Origin of the sequence: Bacillus sp. OTU2372 (assembly GCF_038440275.1) — a bacterium.
GTDB classification, from domain to species: Bacteria; Bacillota; Bacilli; order Bacillales; family Cytobacillaceae; genus Neobacillus; species Neobacillus bataviensis_B.
In genome coordinates, this window is sequence record NZ_JASATK010000010.1 from 81,985 (window position 1) to 102,756 (window position 20,772).

Below are 20,772 nucleotides of genomic sequence, written 5' to 3' on the forward strand. Positions count from 1 at the left end.
AACCGTGTTGAGTGTTATATATGTGACGAAGTAATATAACACATAAAGTTGAAAGAGATTAGCCAATGCATTTTACTAATGTGTGATGAGGGGGAAATGGCATTGCCTGTTTTGAAAATGAAATGTTAAATTTTTAGGAAAATGGATACATAAGGGAAAAAAATTGGAGGGGAACTTGTGAATCAAAAACGATTATTAATAACATATGGTTTATTATTTTTTGTCACGGCTATTTGGGGGCTCAATATTGTCATAATTAAAGTATTGGTGGAAGATTTACCTCCACAAACAATGACGGCATTTCGAATTATGATGGCTGGGATTACAGCATTATTCATAATCGCTATTGGAAAATCCTTTCGTCGTTTATCGAAAAGGGAATGGATTTATACACTGCTCGGAATGTTATTTGGTGTCATTCTACATCACTCGCTTATAGCAGTAGGCTTAACAATGATTGATGCTTCTAATGCTTCTTTAATCCTCGCATTAGTACCGCTTACAACAGCATTACTTGCCGCCCTCTTCTTAGGTGAGCAATTAACCAGGTGGCGAATCATAGGTATTATTCTCGCATTTACCGGTGTCTTTTTTATTCAAGGCGGTTCATTCAGTAGTATGCAATTATCTAAAGGAGAATTGTATTTATTTATTGCCATGTTGGTGCAAGCCATTAGTTTTATTTTCGTAAAAAAAGCAACAGAAACACTTGATTCAAAACAGTTAACAACAATAATGTCCCTAGCAGGCTCAGTTGGTTTGTTGATCATCAGTTTTATAACTGAACCTAGGGGAGTCACTGAAATGACTTCTGCCTCTTTATTTATTTACTTTTTGTTGATCGTATCAGGGGTGGTGTCAACAGGAGTGGGCTATATTGTTTTTTATGGAGCTATTCAGCAGATAGGGGCAGGGCAAGCCGCCTTATTTGATAACTTTGTTCCGTTTTTTGGTCTTGTATTCTCCGCCCTTTTCTTAAATGAAACCATAACAGCTTCACAATTAATTGGATTTGTGTTTATTGTGGCTGGAATTCTATTTGGGACAAGTTATAGTGAAAAACTATGGGAGAAAAAGCATAAACGGATTAATAATACAAAAAAGAGTGTTGGATAACCTATACTCTCCCTAGTATTAGCAATTTGAGGTTCTTATTTCTCAACCTTGCGCAGAAATATTGTTATGGATATTAATAAACGGCTTACTATAAAAATAAAAAGACCATTAAAGACAAAAATAAATAACCACTTAACCAACCAAAGATACTTGAACCTAAATAATAAAAGATTGAATATAATGGAGTCACTTTGTTTAGCTGCATAAGTTAGAAATAAAAGCTATCCTACACTAGATTTATCGTTAAGGGAGATTTTAGGTACAATGATTCAAGCAATACAAAAAATAAAGTTTCCTTTTCAAAAAGGGGCTTTAGATGCCATTCCTATTAGTATCAGTACGTTTGTATTTGGGGCTATTTTTGGCGTAGTATCCATACAATCAGGACTCACTGTATTAGAGAGTTCACTCATGTCACTTGTTTCCTTTGCTGGTTCGGCACAGCTTTCGGTTTTGCAATTATTAGGAAAAACGGGTTTTTTCACACTGTTTATGACAACATTTTTACTGAACGCAAGACATCTCTTATATGGGTTAAGTTTGTCACCACATGTACAATATGAAAAAAAGACAACAATCAATACCATTGCCTTTCTATTATCGGATTCTTTGTTTGTACTTGCCAATGCAAAACAGAAAAAGGAACCTATTCAAAGTAGCTACTTAATCGGGGCAGGACTTATTGTATATTTAGCGTGGGGGATTGGTACAGCAATTGGTGCATATTTTACGCATTTTATGAATAGTGACAATACATTCGGTTTAGAATTTGCGAGTACAGCTTGTTTTATCTTACTTGTAATTAGTGACCTTACCTCATGGCGACGAGTATTCACACTAATACTCTGTGCTGTTTTTGTACTTGTTTGCTATACATTCTTTCCAACAGGTATCCTATTACTATTATCTGGCTTAGTCGCATTTGTTATTGGATATTTTTCAAGTGAGGACGTTTAAAATGGATATGACAATACTAATTATTATTTTATTAATGGCACTCGCTACCTTTTTAACACGCAGATTAATGCTTATTGTACCTGAAAAGTATTTAACTGTACGTGTGAAACGAGGATTACTTTATGTACCCATCGGTGTCTTTGCCGGACTTATTTTTCCAACCCTATTCCTTGAGGAAGGGCAGCTAGTATGGAAAGTCGATTACTTATTAACAACGGTTGTTTGTATTTTACTTATGCTATGGAAGAAAGATTTCCTCTTTAGCTTTATTGGCAGTCTAATATTTATTGTTGTTTTACAATTTATTATGTAAAAATAAAAACGAATAGTTAAAACATTAACACAAATAGGAGGTTTATTATGCCATTATCATCTATAAATCCATACGTTAGAAAGCCTGTTTCAACATCACCACCACCACCGATTACTCCTTTAAATACGCTTATATTTACAACAGAATAGGAATCTCCGAAAAATACGCTGTTTCGCAGATTCGAAGGAGTAGACGATGAAATCTAACATTCAGTTTATATTATCAATGATTATTTTCAGTACCATTGGTTTAGTTGTAAGATACATTGATTTATCTTCGAGTGAAACGGCTTTACTAAGTAGTTCAATCGGATGCCTATTTTTAATGATCGTATTTTTGGTGATTAAAAAATCCATTCCATGGAAATTAGTGAATGCGAATGCTTCCGTCTTATTTCTCTCTAGTATTGCATTAGGAGGGAATTGGATTTTCATGTATCAATCCTACAATTATACAACCGTCACTAACGCAACATTAGCTTATTATTTTGCACCTGTAGTTGTCATGATTCTCTCACCAATGATCCTTAAAGACCAATGATCGATCAAAAACATGGTTTGTATTGGTGCAGCGATAGTAGGGATGTTATTGATTGTCGGAAATGGCATAAGTGCATCTGGAAAAGGGGATCTACTTGGGATCTTTTTTGGGCTCGTTGCAGCTGTATTTTACGCTGCATTAATGTTATTGAATAAATTTATTCAAAACATGGCCAAGTTAGAGATTACCATCATCCAACTTGGAACAACTGCATTACTTCTCTTACCCTATGTGCTTTTTTCGAAGGGATTCAGTATCTTGGGAGTATCAAGATCTTCCATTCCCTTTATCATCCTATTAGGGATTGTGAACACAGGTATTGGATTTTGGTTGTTTTTTTCGGGTATGTAAAACTTAAAGGGACAGAGTATTGCCATGCTGAGCTATGTGGATCCATTTGTAGCGATACTGATCTCTGGGGTCATCTTACAAGAACAAATGACGATGATTCAAATGCTAGGTGGAGCACTCCTTTTGGGCTCTACATTTGATGAAAATGAATAATTTCATCGAAACTAAAGAACATCGCCGTTTTGTTGAATTTTGTGAAGCATGTAGGAATATCGCTTTATCGGTATTTGTCACGGTGTTCCAGGTGTAGGGAAAACAATTTCAGCCAAAACAATAGCTTCTTGGTACGATGTCGAACCGCTATTGGATTCGATCCGTGATGAAATAAAAATTGGAACTAAAATTAATTAAAGTCAACTTCGCACGATCTATTACAACGCTCCCACCTTTGGGACAAGCCAAATAAAAAAGGATTTATATAATATTGGACTTCGGCTAAAATATTTAGAAGAAAAAATCATGATTCAATCAGGAGATGAATCTTTTCAATTAAAAACGAGACTGAAAGAGATGGTTGATCTTGTCATTGTAGACGAAGATGATCGCTTAAAATTGCCAGGGATTGAGGTGTTACGGGAACTATTCGACGATACGGAAATTGGGATGGTGATGATCGGTATGCCGGGAATGCAACGAAAGTTGTCTCGATATCCGCAACTTTATTCCCGAATTGGTTTTTCTCATGAATACAAGACGCTAGGGGAAGATGAATTACAATTTATTTTAAAACCGATTAAGAGAGATTAGTAATTATAAGGGGATGGATCATTTTGAAAACTATGAGGCAATGCGAGAGTTAATTCGTGTTACACGTGGGAACTTCAGAATACTAGATCGAATGCTTGCTCAAATTAAACGAATCATGAAAATTAATCATCTATCCAGTATCAATAAAGAGGTTATTGATACAGCAAAGAGTATTCTTGTAATTGGCAAGTAACGGAGCTTATATCTGTAACAGCCATTTTTATTGAAAAAAATACGACAAAACAAATGAAAAGTAACAGACTTTCAACAAAATAAACCATCTAATTACTTAGATAGTTTATCTTATAAGATAAAAAGGGTAGCTTACAGCTACCTTTTTTATGTAATAGGTAAAGTTTTTAAAACGCGAAATAATATAGGCTCTCCTAAGATTATGGAAATTGACGACTGGCTTTATGAAAAAGATATCGATACGGGACGAGTATCGTGTGTAATTTACAGACTCGAAATCCCTATTATCCTCCTTCTAATTCGTACTGTAGAGGAGGTATCAGGAATTGTTTAAGGGAGATTCTTTAGTAGAAAGGGTAATAAGAGTTGAGTGAATAGAATTTGCAAAAGGAATTAGAGACGGATGTCCAGGTGAGATTCAAATTACGGACTATTAGCACCTTTTTCATAACTTGAATCAAATAGATGGCAGCATATAAAAAAAATATTACCTCGTCAAATTCGTCGCTCATACAGGATAAAAAAACAGAGAAAAAGGTCGATTCTGTTCTAAGCACACCTAATTCCACGCAAGATGAAGAAGAAGAAAGGGATGCTTTCCTCTTGACTGAAGAAATATTTAATAATATAATTCAACTATTCAATTGATAAATTGAATTGTAATATATGAGATTATTTTCTATACAATCGGCAATAACCTTGGAGTTTCTAACTGAATAATACCGTGCTAAAAAAATTGGAGGTATATTAATGAAGATTGAAGTTTGTTCGAATATAGAAACCCCATTTTGTTACATGGGGAAAGCTTATTTAGAAGAGGCCAATACTAAAAGGAAGAGATTTTTCATAAGCACATTTAGAAAGCCTACGCACGACCGGAATGAGGAAAGAATATGAACAATCCTATAGTTATCGTTGGCGCTGGTTTAAGTGGCCTTCGTGCTGCATCTCTGCTTACTGAACAGGGCATCAAATGTAGGGTTCTAGAGGCTAGAGATAGGATAGGAGGTAGAGTGTTGAGCACTCCAAGTCCAAACAGACCTGACTTGGGTAAATTTGACCTCGGGCCGACATGGTTCTGGCCTCAGCACGAGAGGACTATTGCTAATCTTGTCAAAGACCTGAATTTAGGAACTTTTGACCAGTACACCAAAGGAGCAATGCTTTCAGAGCGATACCACAACGAACCACCAGAACGTTATGTACTACCAGAAAACTCTGTTGAAAGGTCGGTGCGATTCATAGGAGGTGTGCAATCCCTTATTGATGCTGTAGTAAATACTCTTCCCCTAGGCATAATCGATCTAGAAACGCGAGTAACAGCAATTCGACTAGATAAAGAGGGTGCTATCACACTTGAAGCAGACCTTGCTAATGGAAAGAAAGAAAAAGTTTCTGCAAGTGCTGTTATCCTGGCATTGCCGCCTCGAATTGTGGCGCGTCATATTGAATTCTCTCCTTCTCTTGCTACAGATCTTATGACTGATCTTATAAACAAGCCTACGTGGATGTCAGGACAGGCTAAGGCAGTTGCAATCTATGATCGTCCTTTTTGGAGGGAATCAGGGCTCTCTGGCTTCGCATCGAGCTGGGTTGGGCCTTTGCAAGAAATCCATGATGCTTCTCCTGATACAGGCTCTGGTGCATTATTTGGTTTCTTCGGAATGCCAGCGAAAATGCGACGAGAACTAGGTGAGGATAAAATTTTAAAATTGGTCATTGATCAATTGGTTAGGCTCTTTGGCCCTTCTGCTAAAAACGTAAGTTCTATACTTTACAAAGATTGGTCCAGAGATTTCGAAACGGCTGTTGAGGAAGACTTAAATCCCCTAAGGGACTTTCCTATATATGGTAAACCACCGCAAGGAGGGGGATGGGAAAAGAAAATTATTTTTGCTGGTACGGAGACTAATTCACAATATGGGGGACATCTGGAAGGGGCACTTCAGTCAGCTGAACAGGCAGTTTTTGAAATCACAAATCAAAAAAACAAAACTTTATAAAGGTAACTTAACATCCAATTAAACAATTTAATATTTTATTTCTTTATTTTATGTTCGAAGTTCCATTACTAAACTGTAGGAGGTAATAGGTCATGAAAATAATGAAAGCTATACAAATTCCTTCCAAAGGCGAAAAGATGAAACTGGTAGAGATTCCAGTTCCCCAGCCTGGAGAAGGACAAGTACTGCTCCGAGTAGAGGCATGCGGAGTATGTAATGGAGACTCCATGGCTATTAAAGGGGCTTCTCCAGAGTATCCCCGCATTCCGGGGCATGAAGTGATTGGCGTAGTTAAAGAACTTGGCGCGGGTTCGACGAAGTGGAAGATTGGTGAACGTGTCGGCATTGGATGGCATGGAGGGAACAACCATGTAACGGGTCTGACAATGGACGGTGGTTACGCTGAATACATGGTTGCCTATGAGGATAGTTTGTCAAACATTCCCAATGAATTATCTGCATTAGAAGCAGCACCACTTATGTGTGCTGGTGAAACAACGTTTAGTGCATTAAGAAACAGCAAAGCTCGACCTGGCGATCTTGTAGCCATTCAGGGCATTGGTGGGCTTGGCCACCTAGCAGTTCAGTATGCAAAGAAAGCAGGATTTCGAACTGCTGCCATTTCGCGTGGCAGTGATAAAGAAAAACTGGTACTTCAACTTGGAGCACATCACTATATTGACTCAGAAAAAGAAGAACCAGCTCAAGCATTAAAGGCATTAGGTGGAGCCAAGGTAATCCTTGCTACTGCACCGAACGCTAAAGCTATTTCTTCTCTAATCAATGGGCTTAGTTCAGACAGCGAGCTAATTATTGTAGCTGGTTCTGGTGAGAAATTGGAATTGTCAGCAATGGACTTTTTAAAAGGACCAAATACGGTTAGAGGTTCGTTTACAGGTCAAGCAAAAGAAATCCAAGAAGCCGTTAACTTCAGTGTTCTCACTGATGTACGACCAATGATTGAAACTTTTCCTTTAGAACGTGCTAATGAAGCATATGATAAAATGATGGCAGCATCTACGCGATTTCGTGCTGTTTTGAATATTTCTGAATGAATTTTTAAATTAAACATCGCTAATAAATGCCATAACTAAAAGTGGTTCTTAATGAATCACTTTTTTGTCATTCTATAGCAATCATCTTATAGCAACTAACAGCATAAATGACAGCCTTTGTTGTTCTTTTATTTGATTGGATAGTTATATAACGTCAACATTGATATTTTTACTCATAGAAGAAACTGTTCAAAAACAGCCTTTACTCAATAGAAGTAAAGGCTAAGGAAATCTTAATAAGTTCTCGAATATTACTTTAGAAACGAATATAAATGTAAAAATGGAATTTGTGAATATTTTTCTTAAACTACGAACTGGGAGTTTAAAAAACACGTTATTTTTAATCTTAAATATATGTGGAAGCGTTAGGAAATTAAAAAAACCGTTATTCTTCTTTAGGTTAAAGGAGAAAACGGTCTTTTTTGCTTATATTTGCAATTCTATATTAAAAATATGGTGAGCCATCCTTCACTTTTCTTGATGAAATTTCCGAATGGAGAATTTTACATAATATTGTAATTCCTTGTTGTAAATGTTCCTCATTCATATAAGAGTAACACAATCTTAAATGTTGATTTTCTTGCTCAACAGGGTAACAAGCTGAACCTGGTAGGAATGTAAGTCCATGTTTTTTCACTTCTAATAATAGGTGATTCGTATTTAACCAAGAAGGAAGAGTTAACCACAAGTTCAATCCTCCTTTTGGAATTACCCATGACACGTCGTCTGGGGCGTGTTGTGAAAGTAACTCAAGAACCAAATCACGTCTTATTTTTAAAGCCGTTCTTAACTTTTTGATATGATCAATCATTCTTTGTGAATTGATAAAAGGTAAAATTGCTTTTTGTGTGAGTAAAGGACTTCCTAAGTCAGTATTTGCCTTGGCTGCTAATAAACGATTAAATATAGAGCCAGATGCAGTTAATATTCCAATTCTACAACTTGGTGCTAGTGTCTTGCTTAAACCTTTTAGGTAAATAACGTGGCCGCACTGATCCATACTTTTAATCGAAACTGGTGGCTTATGATCAAAGTAGATTTCACTACATGGATCATCCTCGACAACAATAATTTGACTGCTTTGAGCTATATCTAGAATTTGCCTACGGCGTCTTAAAGACATAACAGTTCCAGTTGGATTATGAAAAGTAGGTATTGTATAAATCATTTTTGGTTTATATTTGTCACATAAATTTTGGAGTATATCTACTCGCATTCCATCTCTATCAACAGGAACGGTGAGAATGGTAGCTCCTCTTCCACGAAAAACATCAATCGCTCCTGGGTAGGTAGGGGCTTCCATCACAACCACATCACCTTGTCCAACAAAAGTACGTGCAACAAGATCCATTCCTTGTTGTGAACCACTAGTGATTAAAATGTTCTCAGATGAAGAAGGCATCTCATATCTCTTCAAATACTCGGAAATTTCTTTTCTAAGTTGTGCATCACCTTGAATCTCTCCATATTGAGATAAAATTCTTGGGTTTTCAGAAAGCATTTGACGAATTTCTCGCTCTAAGTATCGATTAGGTAGGAGTGCTGGATCAATCATAGACGATGAAAGGTGAATTTTCTCTGGGACCTGATGATACTGGCCAAATTGAGATCTGGGTAAATAATCTTGAACAGATAACTGCCAATCATATGAAAAAGTATCTACTCTATCATCTTCTTCCTCTTTCCCCTTCTCTTTGACAAACGTACCTTTCCCTTGGACAGAGGTAATAAAGCCTTCTTGATCCAATTGTTGGTACGCCTTCACTACTGTAACCAAACTTACTCCAAGCTCATTCGATAGTTCTCTTACTGAAGGTAATTGAAATCCTTCTTCCAACAGTCCTGAACGAATCCGATCCACAATTGATTGATATATTTGCTTGGAAAGTGAGATTCCAACATTTCGTTGAATTTCGAATTGCATAATTAGTATCCCCTTAGTGTTATATATCGGTGTTGAGTGTTATATATAATTTAATATAGAATACCCATAAATAAGTTAATTATATTATAACACTTAAGGGGGTTCAAATTGCTGAAATTAAAGCATCAATGAATTAACCTTGAGATGAAAGGATGAAAGTGGAATCAACGATTATGGACAAAAAATATGCGATACGAATCCAAACGAAATTGAGGAGATATTATGGAAAAAAAGTTTCACTATGCTTGGATCATTGTTTTTGTAACATTTTTGGCGTTATTAGCTGTTCAAGGAGTTCGCCTTTCATTTGGAGCTTTTGTTGAACCTTGGGAAGAAGATTTTTCAATGGATAGAGGAACTCTTTCTCTTATTTCTACACTAAGTTTTATCATTTATGGCTTGTCGCAACCAGTGATAGGTAGACTCGTAGATATGCTAGGTCCTCGCAAAATCCTTTCTGTGAGTACCTTTATTGTAGGAGTAAGTATCTTTCTAACTTCATTTGTTCATCACCCATGGCAATTATTTATTCTATATGGCATTTTTGTTTCAATTGGCGTTGGCGGAGCCTCAAACGTAGCTGCATCAGTTGTCGTGACGAATTGGTTTAATGAAAAACGTGGTCTTGCTTTTGGGATTATGGAGGCAGGTTTTGGAGCAGGCCAAATGTTGCTTGTTCCAGGTTCTCTTCTGTTAATTAACTGGTTTGATTGGAAATTAACTGTGATGATTTTAGGTGTTCTTCTAACAATAATTGTGTTTCCCGTTGTATGTTTATTTTTACGTAATCACCCCCATGAAAAAGGCTTAGTCCCTATTGGCGGAGAGAATAGAGAAATACAAACAATGGAACCGAATAAAACAAACACAAAACTTCCATTTTGGGAAATTTTACTTAGAAAACAGTTTTGGTTTTTAATTTTACCTTTTGGCATTTGTGGTTTTACTTCAACAGGATTGATAGATACACATCTTATCCCTTTTTCACATAATCATGGGTTTTCATTGACTGTAACGAGTGCTGCAGTTAGTGTACTTGCTGGCTTCAACATTGTAGGGATATTAATTTCGGGATTTGTTGCAGACCGTTGGAGCAGTAGAAAATTTTTGTTTTATTTGTATAGTGCCAGAGCGTTATCAATTTGTATTCTTTTATATAGCCATCAGTCTACTTTACTACTTATTTTTGCCGTACTATTTGGTCTCGTTGACTTTGCAACCGTAGCTCCTACACAATTGCTGGCTACACAATACTTTAAAGGACATTCGGTGGGATTTATTCTTGGTTGGCTATCTCTTAGTCACCAAATCGGTTCAGCTTTAGGAGCATATTTACCAGGTCTTTTATATAGTCACGAAGGCAACTATAATGCTGCTTTCTTTTTCTCCATTATGATTCTTGTAATAGCATCTATTTTTAGTGCTCTGCTTCCTAGACCTAATATAAGGGAGGAGAAAGCAACAGAAGCGATACAAGCGTAAAAGCAGAGGAATTTAAGAAGATGATACTGAAATTTACAATTTAAAAGGAGGTTCTAATATGTTTGAAAGTGAGATCATAGTGCGTTTTAGTGAATGCGATTCATTGGGACACGTAAATAATGCTAATTATTTCACCTATTTTGAAGAGGCTCGGAGTGAGCTTTTTAGGATTTTCAATCCTACCTTAAGTATTAGTTCTTGGAATTTAATTGTTGCCTCTACCCAATGTGATTATATTCGTGAGATTAGTTATGCTCAAAAGGCTACTGTTTACACTTGGATTAGTCGAATGGGAAACTCTAGTTTTACAGTTGAACATGCTATTCAGGATGGAAATAATCATTGGATTGCTCGTGGAAAGGCTGTATTAGCATGTTTTGATTTTAAAACAAGGAAGTCTGTTCTATTAACTAAAGAGATGAAAGATAGCCTTTTAAAACATAATGAAGGGCCTTTAGATGTTCCTTCACTTAGATGAAAAATTTTATTTAATTTAATAGTCCATAATGGATTTTAAAATAATCATATTATGAAAAAACAAGGAGGTCTCAATAATGAGATATTATGTTGTAGATGCATTTGCTGACAAGGTGTTTGAAGGAAATCCAGCTGGAGTATGTGTCATGGAGGAGTGGCTTCCTGAAGACACTATGCAAAAAATAGCAATTGAAAATAACCTTTCAGAAACAGCATTTACTGTGAAGGAAGAAGATGGCTATCGGTTGAGATGGTTTACACCAGGAGGAGAAATCAATCTATGTGGTCATGCAACCTTAGCTACTGCTTATGTCATTATGAATTTTGTTGAAACTCAATTGGATACCGTCCAATTCGATACGATGAGTGGAGGGCTTACCGTTAACAAAATAAACGAACTGTATGAAATGGATTTCCCTGCAGTTGTTTCAGAAGAATTGCCTGTTACAAAACAGATAGCGGATGCTTTAGGAACCACACCGATAGCAGTTTATCTGAATAGAGATTTGTTATTAGTATTAGAGTCAGAAGAAACAGTGAATAATCTAAGCCCTGACTTTTCAAAACTAGAACAGCTACCAGAGGGTCTTGGAGTTATTGTGACTTCCAAAGGAAATAAATATGATTTTGTTTCAAGAGCGTTTTTCCCTAAGTTAAAAGTAAATGAGGACCCTGTTTGTGGCTCGGCACACTGTGGCTTAGTCCCATTTTGGGCGGAGAGACTACAGAAAAGGGAAATGGTGGCAAGACAGCTATCTAGTAGAGGTGGTACGCTTTATTGTAAGCATGAAGACACACGAGTAAGGATGGCAGGAAAAGCAGCACTCTATTCAATAGCTGATATAAATATCGGATAATGGCTGTTGAAGAATGGGGATTGCTGGGGTTTGTTGACAAATACTTTAATTGTTGTTTTGCACAACATATTGAATACTAGAAGCCGAAAAACAACTACTTAAATTTGTGATTTATTGGCTTCTTTATTTAAAAATTAGTTTGTCAACGCCCCTATGGCATATCCTCTTCTTAACGGGTTGCGTTGAAGAAGGATTGTCTACTCAAAGAGGAAAAAGCCCCACTCAATTGAGAAGGGCTGTATATATTATTTACATCTAAGTGTGTCCTCTTTTGTCCTTCGAGGTTTTATATTGCATTTAAAACCTTTAAGTAAAACTATTTAATAACGTTGATTTTAAGCCCTTCTTATACACCATTTCTTTCTATTTTATATGAAAATGAATCGGCGGTATGATGTAATAATTCCTGGTCTCAAATAGGTTCTTTGTCAAAAATGAAAGAAGAGGATGAGATTGTATAAACCGCAGTGATTTGTACAGTCTTTAGAAGGTTTTAATAGTTTTTTCTTATTGTTAATCCGGGGGACACTTTGGGGACAAATTTGAGCAAACTGTTTCCTAAAACAAAATCTTAATCATAATAAGGCTTATTGAAGTCCTTGTTATATCAATACTTTCATAGTTAAACTGTTATATTCATAAAGTACATCCATCATTGACAGGGTTGGGGTCACTGGTTCCAAAAAACTTATTCTCCCTTTGTGTGACAAATGGAAGAAGAGGAGGTCTGTTTAAACCTCCTCAATTACTTATTTAATCCTACAATAAAACAAGAAAACTGGTCACACCTTTGGTCACAACTTGGTCACAGAATAGATGTTTTTATATTTAATTAGAAAAAATTAAATGATATATGTCTTATCAAAAAGGTCATTAAATCAAGAATCTACGGTATTATTTAATACTAAATGGTATCAAAAAAGATACCTTCCCTCTAACTTCAAAACCGCTTGAGACCTGCGTGCCAGGTCTAGTGGGTTCGATTCCCACGCAGTCCCGCCAAAATAAGATTCATGAAACAACACCGAATAAGTGTTTGGACTTATTCTCAAACAGATTTTGACCAGTCTCACGAAAGGCTGTGTTGGACTGTAATGAAAAACCGTTTTGGACTGAGACATAAAACCTTTCAACCTCTTTTCGTAATTTTTATTATGGAAGGGGTTTTTTATTTTGCGACAAAACCAATTGAGAAGGGTTAAACTTGAAGCGAATGCAGTAAATTTATTTTTGAGCAGCTTTTTTTTATGTAGGACATTACGAATGTATATGATTCTTGTATATTCTAATTATTCCATGACGTAATCGATTAAGAACTACTTTAAAGTTAAAACCTTGTTAAAGAAGTAAATGGTATCAATATTTATTAACCAAACCTGTATTATCAGGGTATTCGGGAAGAAGATTCTCTATTAAGCTCAGATTGGATTAATAGTGTCAGGAGAACTAAATCTACATAATGAGCTTTCAACTATGAAATGATATAATTTGGTAGTAAAATTTGGTTGTTATAGGGTATTCCTTTTAATGAAGGTATAAAGAGGAAATTTAATTTAACCAATTCGTAAACAGGTAGGTGTTTGTTTTGAGTAAATATTTTGTAAATAATACATCAATTGATACGATAATGGGTTCAATAAAAAGCGGTGAAATTGCAATTCCGGAAATCCAACGGCCATTTGTATGGGATTCCAGTAAAGTTAGAGATTTGATGGATTCACTTTATCAAGATTATCCAATTGGATACATTATTACTTGGAGAAATCCAGATACAAAATTAAAAGATGGTACAACTTCACATGGAAAAAAGATCATTATTGATGGCCAACAAAGGATTACTGCAATGACAGCAGCACTTCTATGTCAAGAGGTAGTAGGGGCGGATTATAAGAAAAAAAGAATAAAGATATCTTTTAACCCAAAAGAGGAAAAATTCGAGGTGTATAATGTTGCCATCGGTAAAAATCCAGAATGGGTAAGTGATATCTCCGATTTCTTCAGAACTGGTTTTAATATGTTTGGTTTTGTACAGCAATATTGTACAGTCAATGATATTGGAGACCAAAATAAAATAGGGGAGATCATTAATAGATTACTAAGTATTCGATACAGTAACATCGGAATCATTGAGCTATCTCACGAACTAGATATTGAAACAGTAACTGAGATCTTTATCCGTATTAATTCCCAAGGGGTTGTCTTAAGTCAAGCAGATTTCGCTATGTCAAAGATCGCCGTCAGCGAAATTTATAATGGAGTAACGATTAGGAAAACCATTGATTACTTTTGTCATTTAGCAAAAAATCCCGCTGACTTTTCTGCTATACAAATGAACGATGAGCAGTTTGTAAGTACACCATATTTTGAGAAAATTAAATGGATTAAGGATCATCATGAATCATTATATGTTCCTGATTATTCTGATTTGCTTCGTGTTGCATTTACTTCAAAATTTCTTCGTGGAAGACTATCAAATTTAGTTAGTCTACTTTCCGGTAGGGATTTTGAAACAAGAGATTATAAAGAAGATATTGCTAAAAATTCATTTAATACTCTTGAAGAAGGAGTATTATCTTTTGTCAATGAAACAAACTTTAAAAGGTATTTAATGATTGTAAAATCTGCTGGGATTATTAATAAAAGTTTGATTCGTTCACAAAATACTTTAAACTTTGGTTACATACTATATTTGCTGCTTAGAGATAAAAGAGTGGACCAATCCATTATTAATAAAACGGTACGGAAATGGTTAGTACTTTCTATCTTAACTGGCCGTTATTCTGGATCGCCTGAATCAATGTTCGAGTATGATGTTCGTCGTTTCCAACAAGTAGAGAACGTAGAGAAATATGTTCAGAATGTGGAAGAAGGTGAGTTGTCGGAAGCGTTTTGGAATAATATATTAGTTACCCGTCTAAATACTTCTGTTGCAAGCAGCCCATATTTCAACCTCTTCCTCATGGCTCAAATAAAAAATGGTGATAAAGGATTTTTATCAAAGGTGGTAGAAGTTAAACATCTTATTGAGGAAAGAGGAGATATACATCATATCTTCCCAAAAAAGTATTTACAGAGAAATGGGATCTCAAATCGCGGACACTATAATCAAATAGCCAATTATGTATACACACAGCAAGAAATAAATATAGCTATTAAAGATCAACCTCCAAAAGAATATATGCAAAAGATGATGGAGCAATGTAGTACAAAAAAATTAAAATTAGGTGAAATTGATGATTTGAATCTTTTAAAAGCAAATCTACAAGAAAATTCTATACCACCTGAAATTTTTGAAATGAATGTTGATAATTATAATGAATTTCTAGAATTAAGAAGAAAACAAATGGCACAAAAAATTAAAGAATACTACTTTTCTTTATAAAAAATTTTTTGTTTGAGGTTACTTAATATGCTTAGCTATAATAAATTAGTTCGCGATCATATACCAGAAGTAATTGAAAGCACAGAGAGGCAATTTTCTATAAGAATTCTTACTAATAATGAATATATATAAGAATTAAAAATTAAGAGCTTTGAAGAACTAAATGAATATGTAAATATACTGCAAACTAAGAAGAGCTTACAAAGCTCTTTTTAGTTTGTTTTCCTTCAAAGGTTCGTTACAATAAATGTTATATTAATGAGTAGCTGGCAAAATAAACTAAATGGTTTATTTAATGAACATCCGGAGTGATTTCAATTGTTAGAGAATATTGTTATTGAACTATCAAAAAGGTTAAGTCACGTTAAAACATTAAGTACGAGAAAAGAAAATAAAATTACGAAGTTTGACGACAAAGGTTTGTGTGTCGAAACTGAATCGTCTAGAAGCAAATATCAAAAAAGTGAAAGACAGGATCCTTTTGAGTTTATTTCATTTGATTTTATTCTAGAAGGTTGGCATGAGTTTATTAGCGTAAGAAATGTTGAAGCGAATGATTTTAAGAAGACTAGGGGACGGACATCATTCTTAATGGCTTTATTCTCGAACCTTCCATTTGTTGAAGCTTCAACTAGTGGAAAAACTGCCTCTATACATTTACGGGAATTCAAAACAGATGAATTACCTAATGTACAGTATCAGAATTTAAAGGGTTTCTTTGAAGAAATGGGTACGGGTACATATGATCCAGCAGAATTAAGTAAACATTTTGGTGGCAATTTATATCGGATTAAATCGAGAAACAGACAGGATGCTCGATTGATTGGTTTTGTTAATGAATTTAATGAAGTAAATCAATTTATGTTAGATGAATATATCGAAGCGGAAAATAAAGATCAATACATCCAAAGAATCCTTTTAAACCTCGGATATTTTAGAATTGCACTAATTTGTTTAGATCTCCTTAGAAATCTTCCGAAAAAGGAGAAAAAGGTTGCTTTGGAGGAATTAGGTATGCTTATTGTTCGTAATTCCCAAGGTGATAATCTTATGGTGGAATCTGTTGCAAAGGATAGGACAAATTACCTGTTTTCGTGGTTAGAAAACACCCAATTAATTGACCCAAACTGGATACCAACCGAAAATTTCTTCGATACCCTAAGCACAAAGGAGCAAGCAATTGTGAGTGAAATAAGAAGTAGTCTAGTTAAAGTAATGAATGAATACCTCGATGCTAAACGGGAAGGATTTGGTGGCCACCCACTTGGAGGTTTTGTTCGGAATGATATTCCTAAGGAGGTCCAACGATTAGATTTTATTGATTCCGCAAAGTATATGGTAACTGGGTCGGTTGGTCAAGGGAATTGGGCCTCTGTACCATGGATTGCAATCATGAACAGGAAAATTACCGTTTCTACTCAACGTGGGTATTATAAAGTCTATCTATTTAGTGAGGATTTGAAAACTGTTTATCTTACACTTGCACAAGGCGTGACGGAAACCTCAAAAGAAGAGATGCAGCGAATAAAGGAAGAAATTCGTAAATCCATACCTGCATCTAGTAAAGTAAAAAAGGATGACGACATCCATTTAGGTATCAGTACGAAAGCTAAACAATATGCTCAGTCTACTGCAGCTTATATACAATACCATATTGATAATATACCAAATGAAAGTACATTAGTTGCAGATCTTCAAGAAATGGTCAGGATCTATGAGGATTATATTGCACTAAAAAATGGGTACAAGACTACTGAGTCAATTAATTCAGAACAGTACATAATCCGTGAAACAGGAACTACCAACCTACATGATAAAGAACTAATTGATCATATCCATTCCTACATAAAAAGCAAAGGCTTCTTATACAAAAGAGAAGAAGTAATTAACTTATTCCTTTCCTTAAAAACCAAACCCTTTGTCATCCTCTCCGGTATATCTGGGACTGGAAAGACAAAAATGGTTCAATGGTTTGCTGAGAGCGTAGGGGCAACGGAAGAGAATGGGCAATTTGCTTTGATCCCGATTCGACCGGATTGGAATGATGGGTCCGATTTGCTCGGCTATGTGGACATAAAGGGAGACTTTAAAGAGGGACCGCTGACAAAGGTGATCAAGAGAGCTGAAGCTAACCCTGACTTGCCCTATTTTGTGTTATTAGATGAAATGAATTTAGCTCGGGTGGAGTATTATTTCAGTGATATATTAAGTGTAATGGAAAGCCGCAAATGGAAAGACAGTAAAATTGTTTCGACGAATTTGCTATCAATGGAAACAGCAGGTTTTGATCTAAAATTGCCGAATAATCTATATATTGTTGGAACTGTTAATATGGATGAAACGACTCATCCATTTAGTAAAAAGGTATTGGACCGTGCAAATACCATTGAGTTTAATCGTGTCGAACTTGGAAATCTCGCTTTCTTACATGATCTAGATGAAAAGGGGCCTGCTGTTATTGGACACAAATCCTTTGCCTCTATCTATCTTCATCTTAAAGATGTTTATCAAAAGCATACCGTTATAGTAGACCGTGTGACGGATGAGTTAGTTAAAATGAATGAAGCCCTTCAATTGATTAATGCACACGTTGGCTACCGTGTTCGCGATGAAATTTGCTTTTATATAGCGTATAACATAGAGAGCGAATTAATGTCCTTTGAGAAATCACTGGACCATTGTATTTTACAAAAGGTATTACCACGGATCGCCGGGAGTGATACACGGGTCGATCAATTGTTAAGGGATCTTTATCTGCTTTTCACCACTAAACAATTCGAGGAAGATCTGGATATAGGCGTATTGGATCTGGAGAATGCAATCTATCCTCAAAGTGTAGCAAAGGTTGTCGAAATGCTAAGGAGGTTAAGAGAAGATGGCTTCACTTCCTTCTGGATCTCGTGAGGATGTTGAATTAGTTCATATTGAAACAGACGTACTATCTCTGATTCTAAAAGGAAAACCTTATCATAATCGGTATGAAGGATTAAAGCATTATCGGAGCATGGACTATCATGACGTAATGGAATTTTCTGTACACGGCGATAATATGCAAGAAATTAAGGTCTACGATATAAATCAACAGCAACTAGTAGAGCCTTCGAGGTTACGGCCGATTTTTTTTGAAAATGGAATTTATCAACTCATTGTTTTACTGAAGAACGGTCAAGAATTGACCTTTTATCATGAACATCCGCTATTGAGACAAGCCGTTTCACTTGTGAAATTTGGCCATCAATCAATGCTGATGGGGAATCTTCAGTTTCAAAATGAAGTCGGGTTTAGTACCTTTGAAATCCGAGCTAACAACAAAACGATATTACAAGTGACGTTAGAAATCTTTCCTTCTAAGTTGGATTATAAAAATGACTACAAAAAGTTATTGGATGAAGTAAATGATGAGATCTACAATTTGGCTTTTCATTTCATTCGTAAAACGTATTTAGGAGCAAGACTAAAGCTGGATGGGAATCCTTCGAGAACAGAATTTTATCGTTTAATAAGCCATCATTTTCACCAGTTTTTACAAGCCATTTCACGAATTGAACAACAGCCCCATCATAAACTGGAAAAAACGTATGAAAAGGCAAGAGGGGATCAGCTAAGGAAGCTGGATTCAACCAGTAGAAATTATTTACGTAAGCGATCGAGTGTATTTGCTGAGGTAGAGAAGGGGATCCTTTTTGAAAGTAAACATCTTATGCCGATTGAAGGCCTACAAATAAAAAAGGAGTTAACCTTCGACACGATCGAAAATCGGTACGTCAAGTGGATGATGGTAAGACTGGTACATAAGCTCGAGGATTTACTTGAGAGCATTCTAAATTGGAATAAACGTTCCTTGGTGGAGCCAGACCCTGAATTGGTTGAAGGGATTAACAAGATGATTAACCAGCTTCAAGCAAGGTTGAAAAATTCCTTTTGGACGAAAATTAGTAAATTGGACCGGTCAGTGATGAGTTTGGTCCTGCAAATGTCCCCTGGCTATAGGGATGCATTTCAGATTTACCTAACCGTTTCTAAGGGATTGGTCCTGGAAGGGAAAATTTATCAGATGTCCGTTAAGGATGTAGCGACATTATATGAATATTGGACCTTTCTTAAGCTAGGACAAATCCTAGGTCAGAAGTATAAGCTGTTAAGCCAGGACATTGTTCAAGTCAATCGCGAGGGCTTGTTTATTAATCTTGAAGTTAATAAAACGGCAAAACGAGTTTTTAAACATCCCATTACGAATGAAGAAATTGTATTGACCTATCAGAAATATGAAGGCGGATTACCTACTCTTCCTCAGAAGCCAGATACGATGCTAAGCATCGAGAAAAGGGGAAGAGATTACACCTTTAATTATATTTTTGATGCGAAATATCGAATTGATTATGCCCAAGCTGACGGCTATTATCAAAAACGCTATAAAACACCAGGCCCTATGGAAGACGATATCAACACCATGCATCGCTACCGTGATTCGATTGTTGCGTCAATGGTTGACGGTCCTTATGAAAGGACAGCCTTTGGGGCATATGTTTTGTTTCCGTGGGATGATGAAATAACCTATCAGGGCCATCATTTTTACGAAAGTATTAATAAAGTCAACATTGGCGGGCTGCCGTTTTTGCCAAATGCGATAACCTTAGTGGAACGATTTGTCGAGAGATTGATTGACAAAAGTCCAGAGGAAATCCAGCAGGAAGGGATTCTGCCACGCGGTACATTAGCAGAATGGAAATCTAGTCTCGATGAAGCGGTTCTTGTAGGACTCGTTTCAAATGCGGAAGATTATGATCATTTTATAAAACAAGGCTATTATTCGATTCCTGTTGAGAAACTGAAAAAAGGATGGCAAGAAGCTAAGTATATTGCTTTATATGTCAAAAGTGGTGTTCGTATGGAAAATGGAGTATTGGTATATGGGAAAATTCAAGAGGTCCAGCCAGCAAGAATTAATGAAAAGGATGTTATAAGGTTTAAGGTAGGATATTGGATCAACCTTAATCCTATTATCAAGCCAGTTCATTATGGAATCTCTAGTTATATCCTCACGACACTCAACACCTTAAAAGAAGCAAAGGAACTTCCTGAATTGTTTATGAAATCAAAAGATGAAATGCAGGTTTGGAGAATGCTGAGAAGGGTGTCAGATCAGATTAAACTTGATCTTAATCATGCTTACCTTGATCAGGCATCACAAATAACGGAATATAGTATTAAAGAGATTAGAGTTAGAATGAACAAAGGTAAGAGCAAAATTGAATTTATCAAAAATAAAGAAATTAAGACTGTTGAAGTGGAAGAATTAGAAAAGAATCCTACTGGAGTTTTTCGTGTTTTAATGGCTATATTGGCTGGGTAAAGTTTTTTAATCTTTGATGGTTT

The 20,772-nt window shown here is 35.8% G+C and carries 14 protein-coding genes and 1 pseudogene; 14 read left to right on the plus strand and 1 reads right to left on the minus strand.

The window, feature by feature from the left end:
- The first annotated feature begins 177 nt into the window (after positions 1-177).
- From AAHB15_RS16880 to AAHB15_RS16915, 8 genes and pseudogenes are all read left to right on the plus strand, one after another.
- Positions 178-1,116: a DMT family transporter gene (locus AAHB15_RS16880; protein WP_342042854.1), complete on the plus strand. Its 939-nt coding sequence runs from the start codon at positions 178-180 to the stop codon at positions 1,114-1,116.
- A gap of 264 nt (positions 1,117-1,380) precedes the next feature.
- Complete coding sequence (locus tag AAHB15_RS16885) at positions 1,381-2,073, plus strand: AzlC family ABC transporter permease (RefSeq protein ID WP_342042855.1); 693 nt, start codon at positions 1,381-1,383, stop codon at positions 2,071-2,073.
- Between the two features lies 1 nt (position 2,074).
- Positions 2,075-2,386 (plus strand): AzlD domain-containing protein, encoded by a 312-nt coding sequence (locus AAHB15_RS16890; protein ID WP_342042856.1) that lies wholly within the window; start codon positions 2,075-2,077, stop codon positions 2,384-2,386.
- Positions 2,387-2,581: 195 nt separating this feature from the next.
- A pseudogene (locus AAHB15_RS16895) lies at positions 2,582-3,430 on the plus strand (DMT family transporter).
- Positions 3,431-3,736: 306 nt separating this feature from the next.
- Positions 3,737-4,024, plus strand: coding sequence for a hypothetical protein (locus AAHB15_RS16900; protein ID WP_342042857.1), 288 nt, complete (start codon positions 3,737-3,739; stop codon positions 4,022-4,024).
- A 13-nt stretch (positions 4,025-4,037) separates the two neighbouring features.
- A complete protein-coding gene (locus tag AAHB15_RS16905) occupies positions 4,038-4,217 on the plus strand; it encodes a hypothetical protein (RefSeq protein WP_342042858.1) in 180 nt (59 codons plus the stop codon).
- Positions 4,218-5,109: 892 nt separating this feature from the next.
- Complete coding sequence (locus AAHB15_RS16910) at positions 5,110-6,219, plus strand: flavin monoamine oxidase family protein (protein ID WP_342042859.1); 1,110 nt, start codon at positions 5,110-5,112, stop codon at positions 6,217-6,219.
- 92 nt (positions 6,220-6,311) lie between these two features.
- Positions 6,312-7,274: a zinc-binding dehydrogenase gene (locus tag AAHB15_RS16915; protein ID WP_342042860.1), complete on the plus strand. Its 963-nt coding sequence runs from the start codon at positions 6,312-6,314 to the stop codon at positions 7,272-7,274.
- Positions 7,275-7,719: 445 nt separating this feature from the next.
- Here the strand turns inward: AAHB15_RS16915 and pdxR are convergent, their stop codons facing one another.
- Complete coding sequence (gene pdxR, locus AAHB15_RS16920) at positions 7,720-9,198, minus strand: MocR-like pyridoxine biosynthesis transcription factor PdxR (protein WP_342042861.1); 1,479 nt, start codon at positions 9,196-9,198, stop codon at positions 7,720-7,722.
- A gap of 222 nt (positions 9,199-9,420) precedes the next feature.
- Here pdxR and AAHB15_RS16925 point away from each other — a divergent pair, with 222 nt between their 5' ends.
- The 6 genes from AAHB15_RS16925 (at position 9,421) to AAHB15_RS16950 (ending at position 20,749) form a co-directional block, all read left to right on the plus strand.
- Positions 9,421-10,680 (plus strand): MFS transporter, encoded by a 1,260-nt coding sequence (locus tag AAHB15_RS16925; protein WP_342042862.1) that lies wholly within the window; start codon positions 9,421-9,423, stop codon positions 10,678-10,680.
- 58 nt (positions 10,681-10,738) lie between these two features.
- On the plus strand, positions 10,739-11,158 hold the full coding sequence (locus AAHB15_RS16930) for an acyl-CoA thioesterase (RefSeq protein WP_342042863.1): 420 nt from the start codon (positions 10,739-10,741) through the stop codon (positions 11,156-11,158).
- A gap of 76 nt (positions 11,159-11,234) precedes the next feature.
- Complete coding sequence (locus AAHB15_RS16935) at positions 11,235-12,014, plus strand: PhzF family phenazine biosynthesis protein (RefSeq protein WP_342042864.1); 780 nt, start codon at positions 11,235-11,237, stop codon at positions 12,012-12,014.
- Positions 12,015-13,599: 1,585 nt separating this feature from the next.
- The gene (locus AAHB15_RS16940) at positions 13,600-15,396 is read left to right on the plus strand and encodes a GmrSD restriction endonuclease domain-containing protein (RefSeq protein ID WP_342042865.1); all 1,797 of its coding nucleotides are present in this window, start codon (positions 13,600-13,602) and stop codon (positions 15,394-15,396) included.
- A 318-nt stretch (positions 15,397-15,714) separates the two neighbouring features.
- Entirely contained in the window at positions 15,715-18,300 is a 2,586-nt protein-coding gene (locus AAHB15_RS16945) for an MrcB family domain-containing protein (protein WP_342042866.1), read from the plus strand.
- Positions 18,272-20,749, plus strand: a complete 2,478-nt coding sequence (locus AAHB15_RS16950) for a restriction endonuclease-like protein (protein ID WP_342042867.1) — start codon at positions 18,272-18,274, stop codon at positions 20,747-20,749. Before AAHB15_RS16945 ends, AAHB15_RS16950 begins: the two co-directional genes overlap by 29 nt.
- Positions 20,750-20,772: the final 23 nt, after the last annotated feature.

Bases quoted from the DNA above. Each gene is read 5' to 3' on its own strand.
- AAHB15_RS16885 (WP_342042855.1), top strand. From the start codon at position 1,381: ATGATTCAAGCAATACAAAAAATAAAGTTTCCTTTTCAAAAAGGGGCT.
- AAHB15_RS16890 (WP_342042856.1), top strand. From the start codon at position 2,075: ATGGATATGACAATACTAATTATTATTTTATTAATGGCACTCGCTACC.
- AAHB15_RS16900 (WP_342042857.1), top strand. From the start codon at position 3,737: ATGATTCAATCAGGAGATGAATCTTTTCAATTAAAAACGAGACTGAAA.
- AAHB15_RS16905 (WP_342042858.1), top strand. From the start codon at position 4,038: ATGGATCATTTTGAAAACTATGAGGCAATGCGAGAGTTAATTCGTGTT.
- AAHB15_RS16910 (WP_342042859.1), top strand. From the start codon at position 5,110: ATGAACAATCCTATAGTTATCGTTGGCGCTGGTTTAAGTGGCCTTCGT.
- AAHB15_RS16915 (WP_342042860.1), top strand. From the start codon at position 6,312: ATGAAAATAATGAAAGCTATACAAATTCCTTCCAAAGGCGAAAAGATG.
- pdxR (WP_342042861.1), bottom strand. From the start codon at position 9,198: ATGCAATTCGAAATTCAACGAAATGTTGGAATCTCACTTTCCAAGCAA.
- AAHB15_RS16925 (WP_342042862.1), top strand. From the start codon at position 9,421: ATGGAAAAAAAGTTTCACTATGCTTGGATCATTGTTTTTGTAACATTT.
- AAHB15_RS16930 (WP_342042863.1), top strand. From the start codon at position 10,739: ATGTTTGAAAGTGAGATCATAGTGCGTTTTAGTGAATGCGATTCATTG.
- AAHB15_RS16935 (WP_342042864.1), top strand. From the start codon at position 11,235: ATGAGATATTATGTTGTAGATGCATTTGCTGACAAGGTGTTTGAAGGA.
- AAHB15_RS16950 (WP_342042867.1), top strand. From the start codon at position 18,272: ATGGCTTCACTTCCTTCTGGATCTCGTGAGGATGTTGAATTAGTTCAT.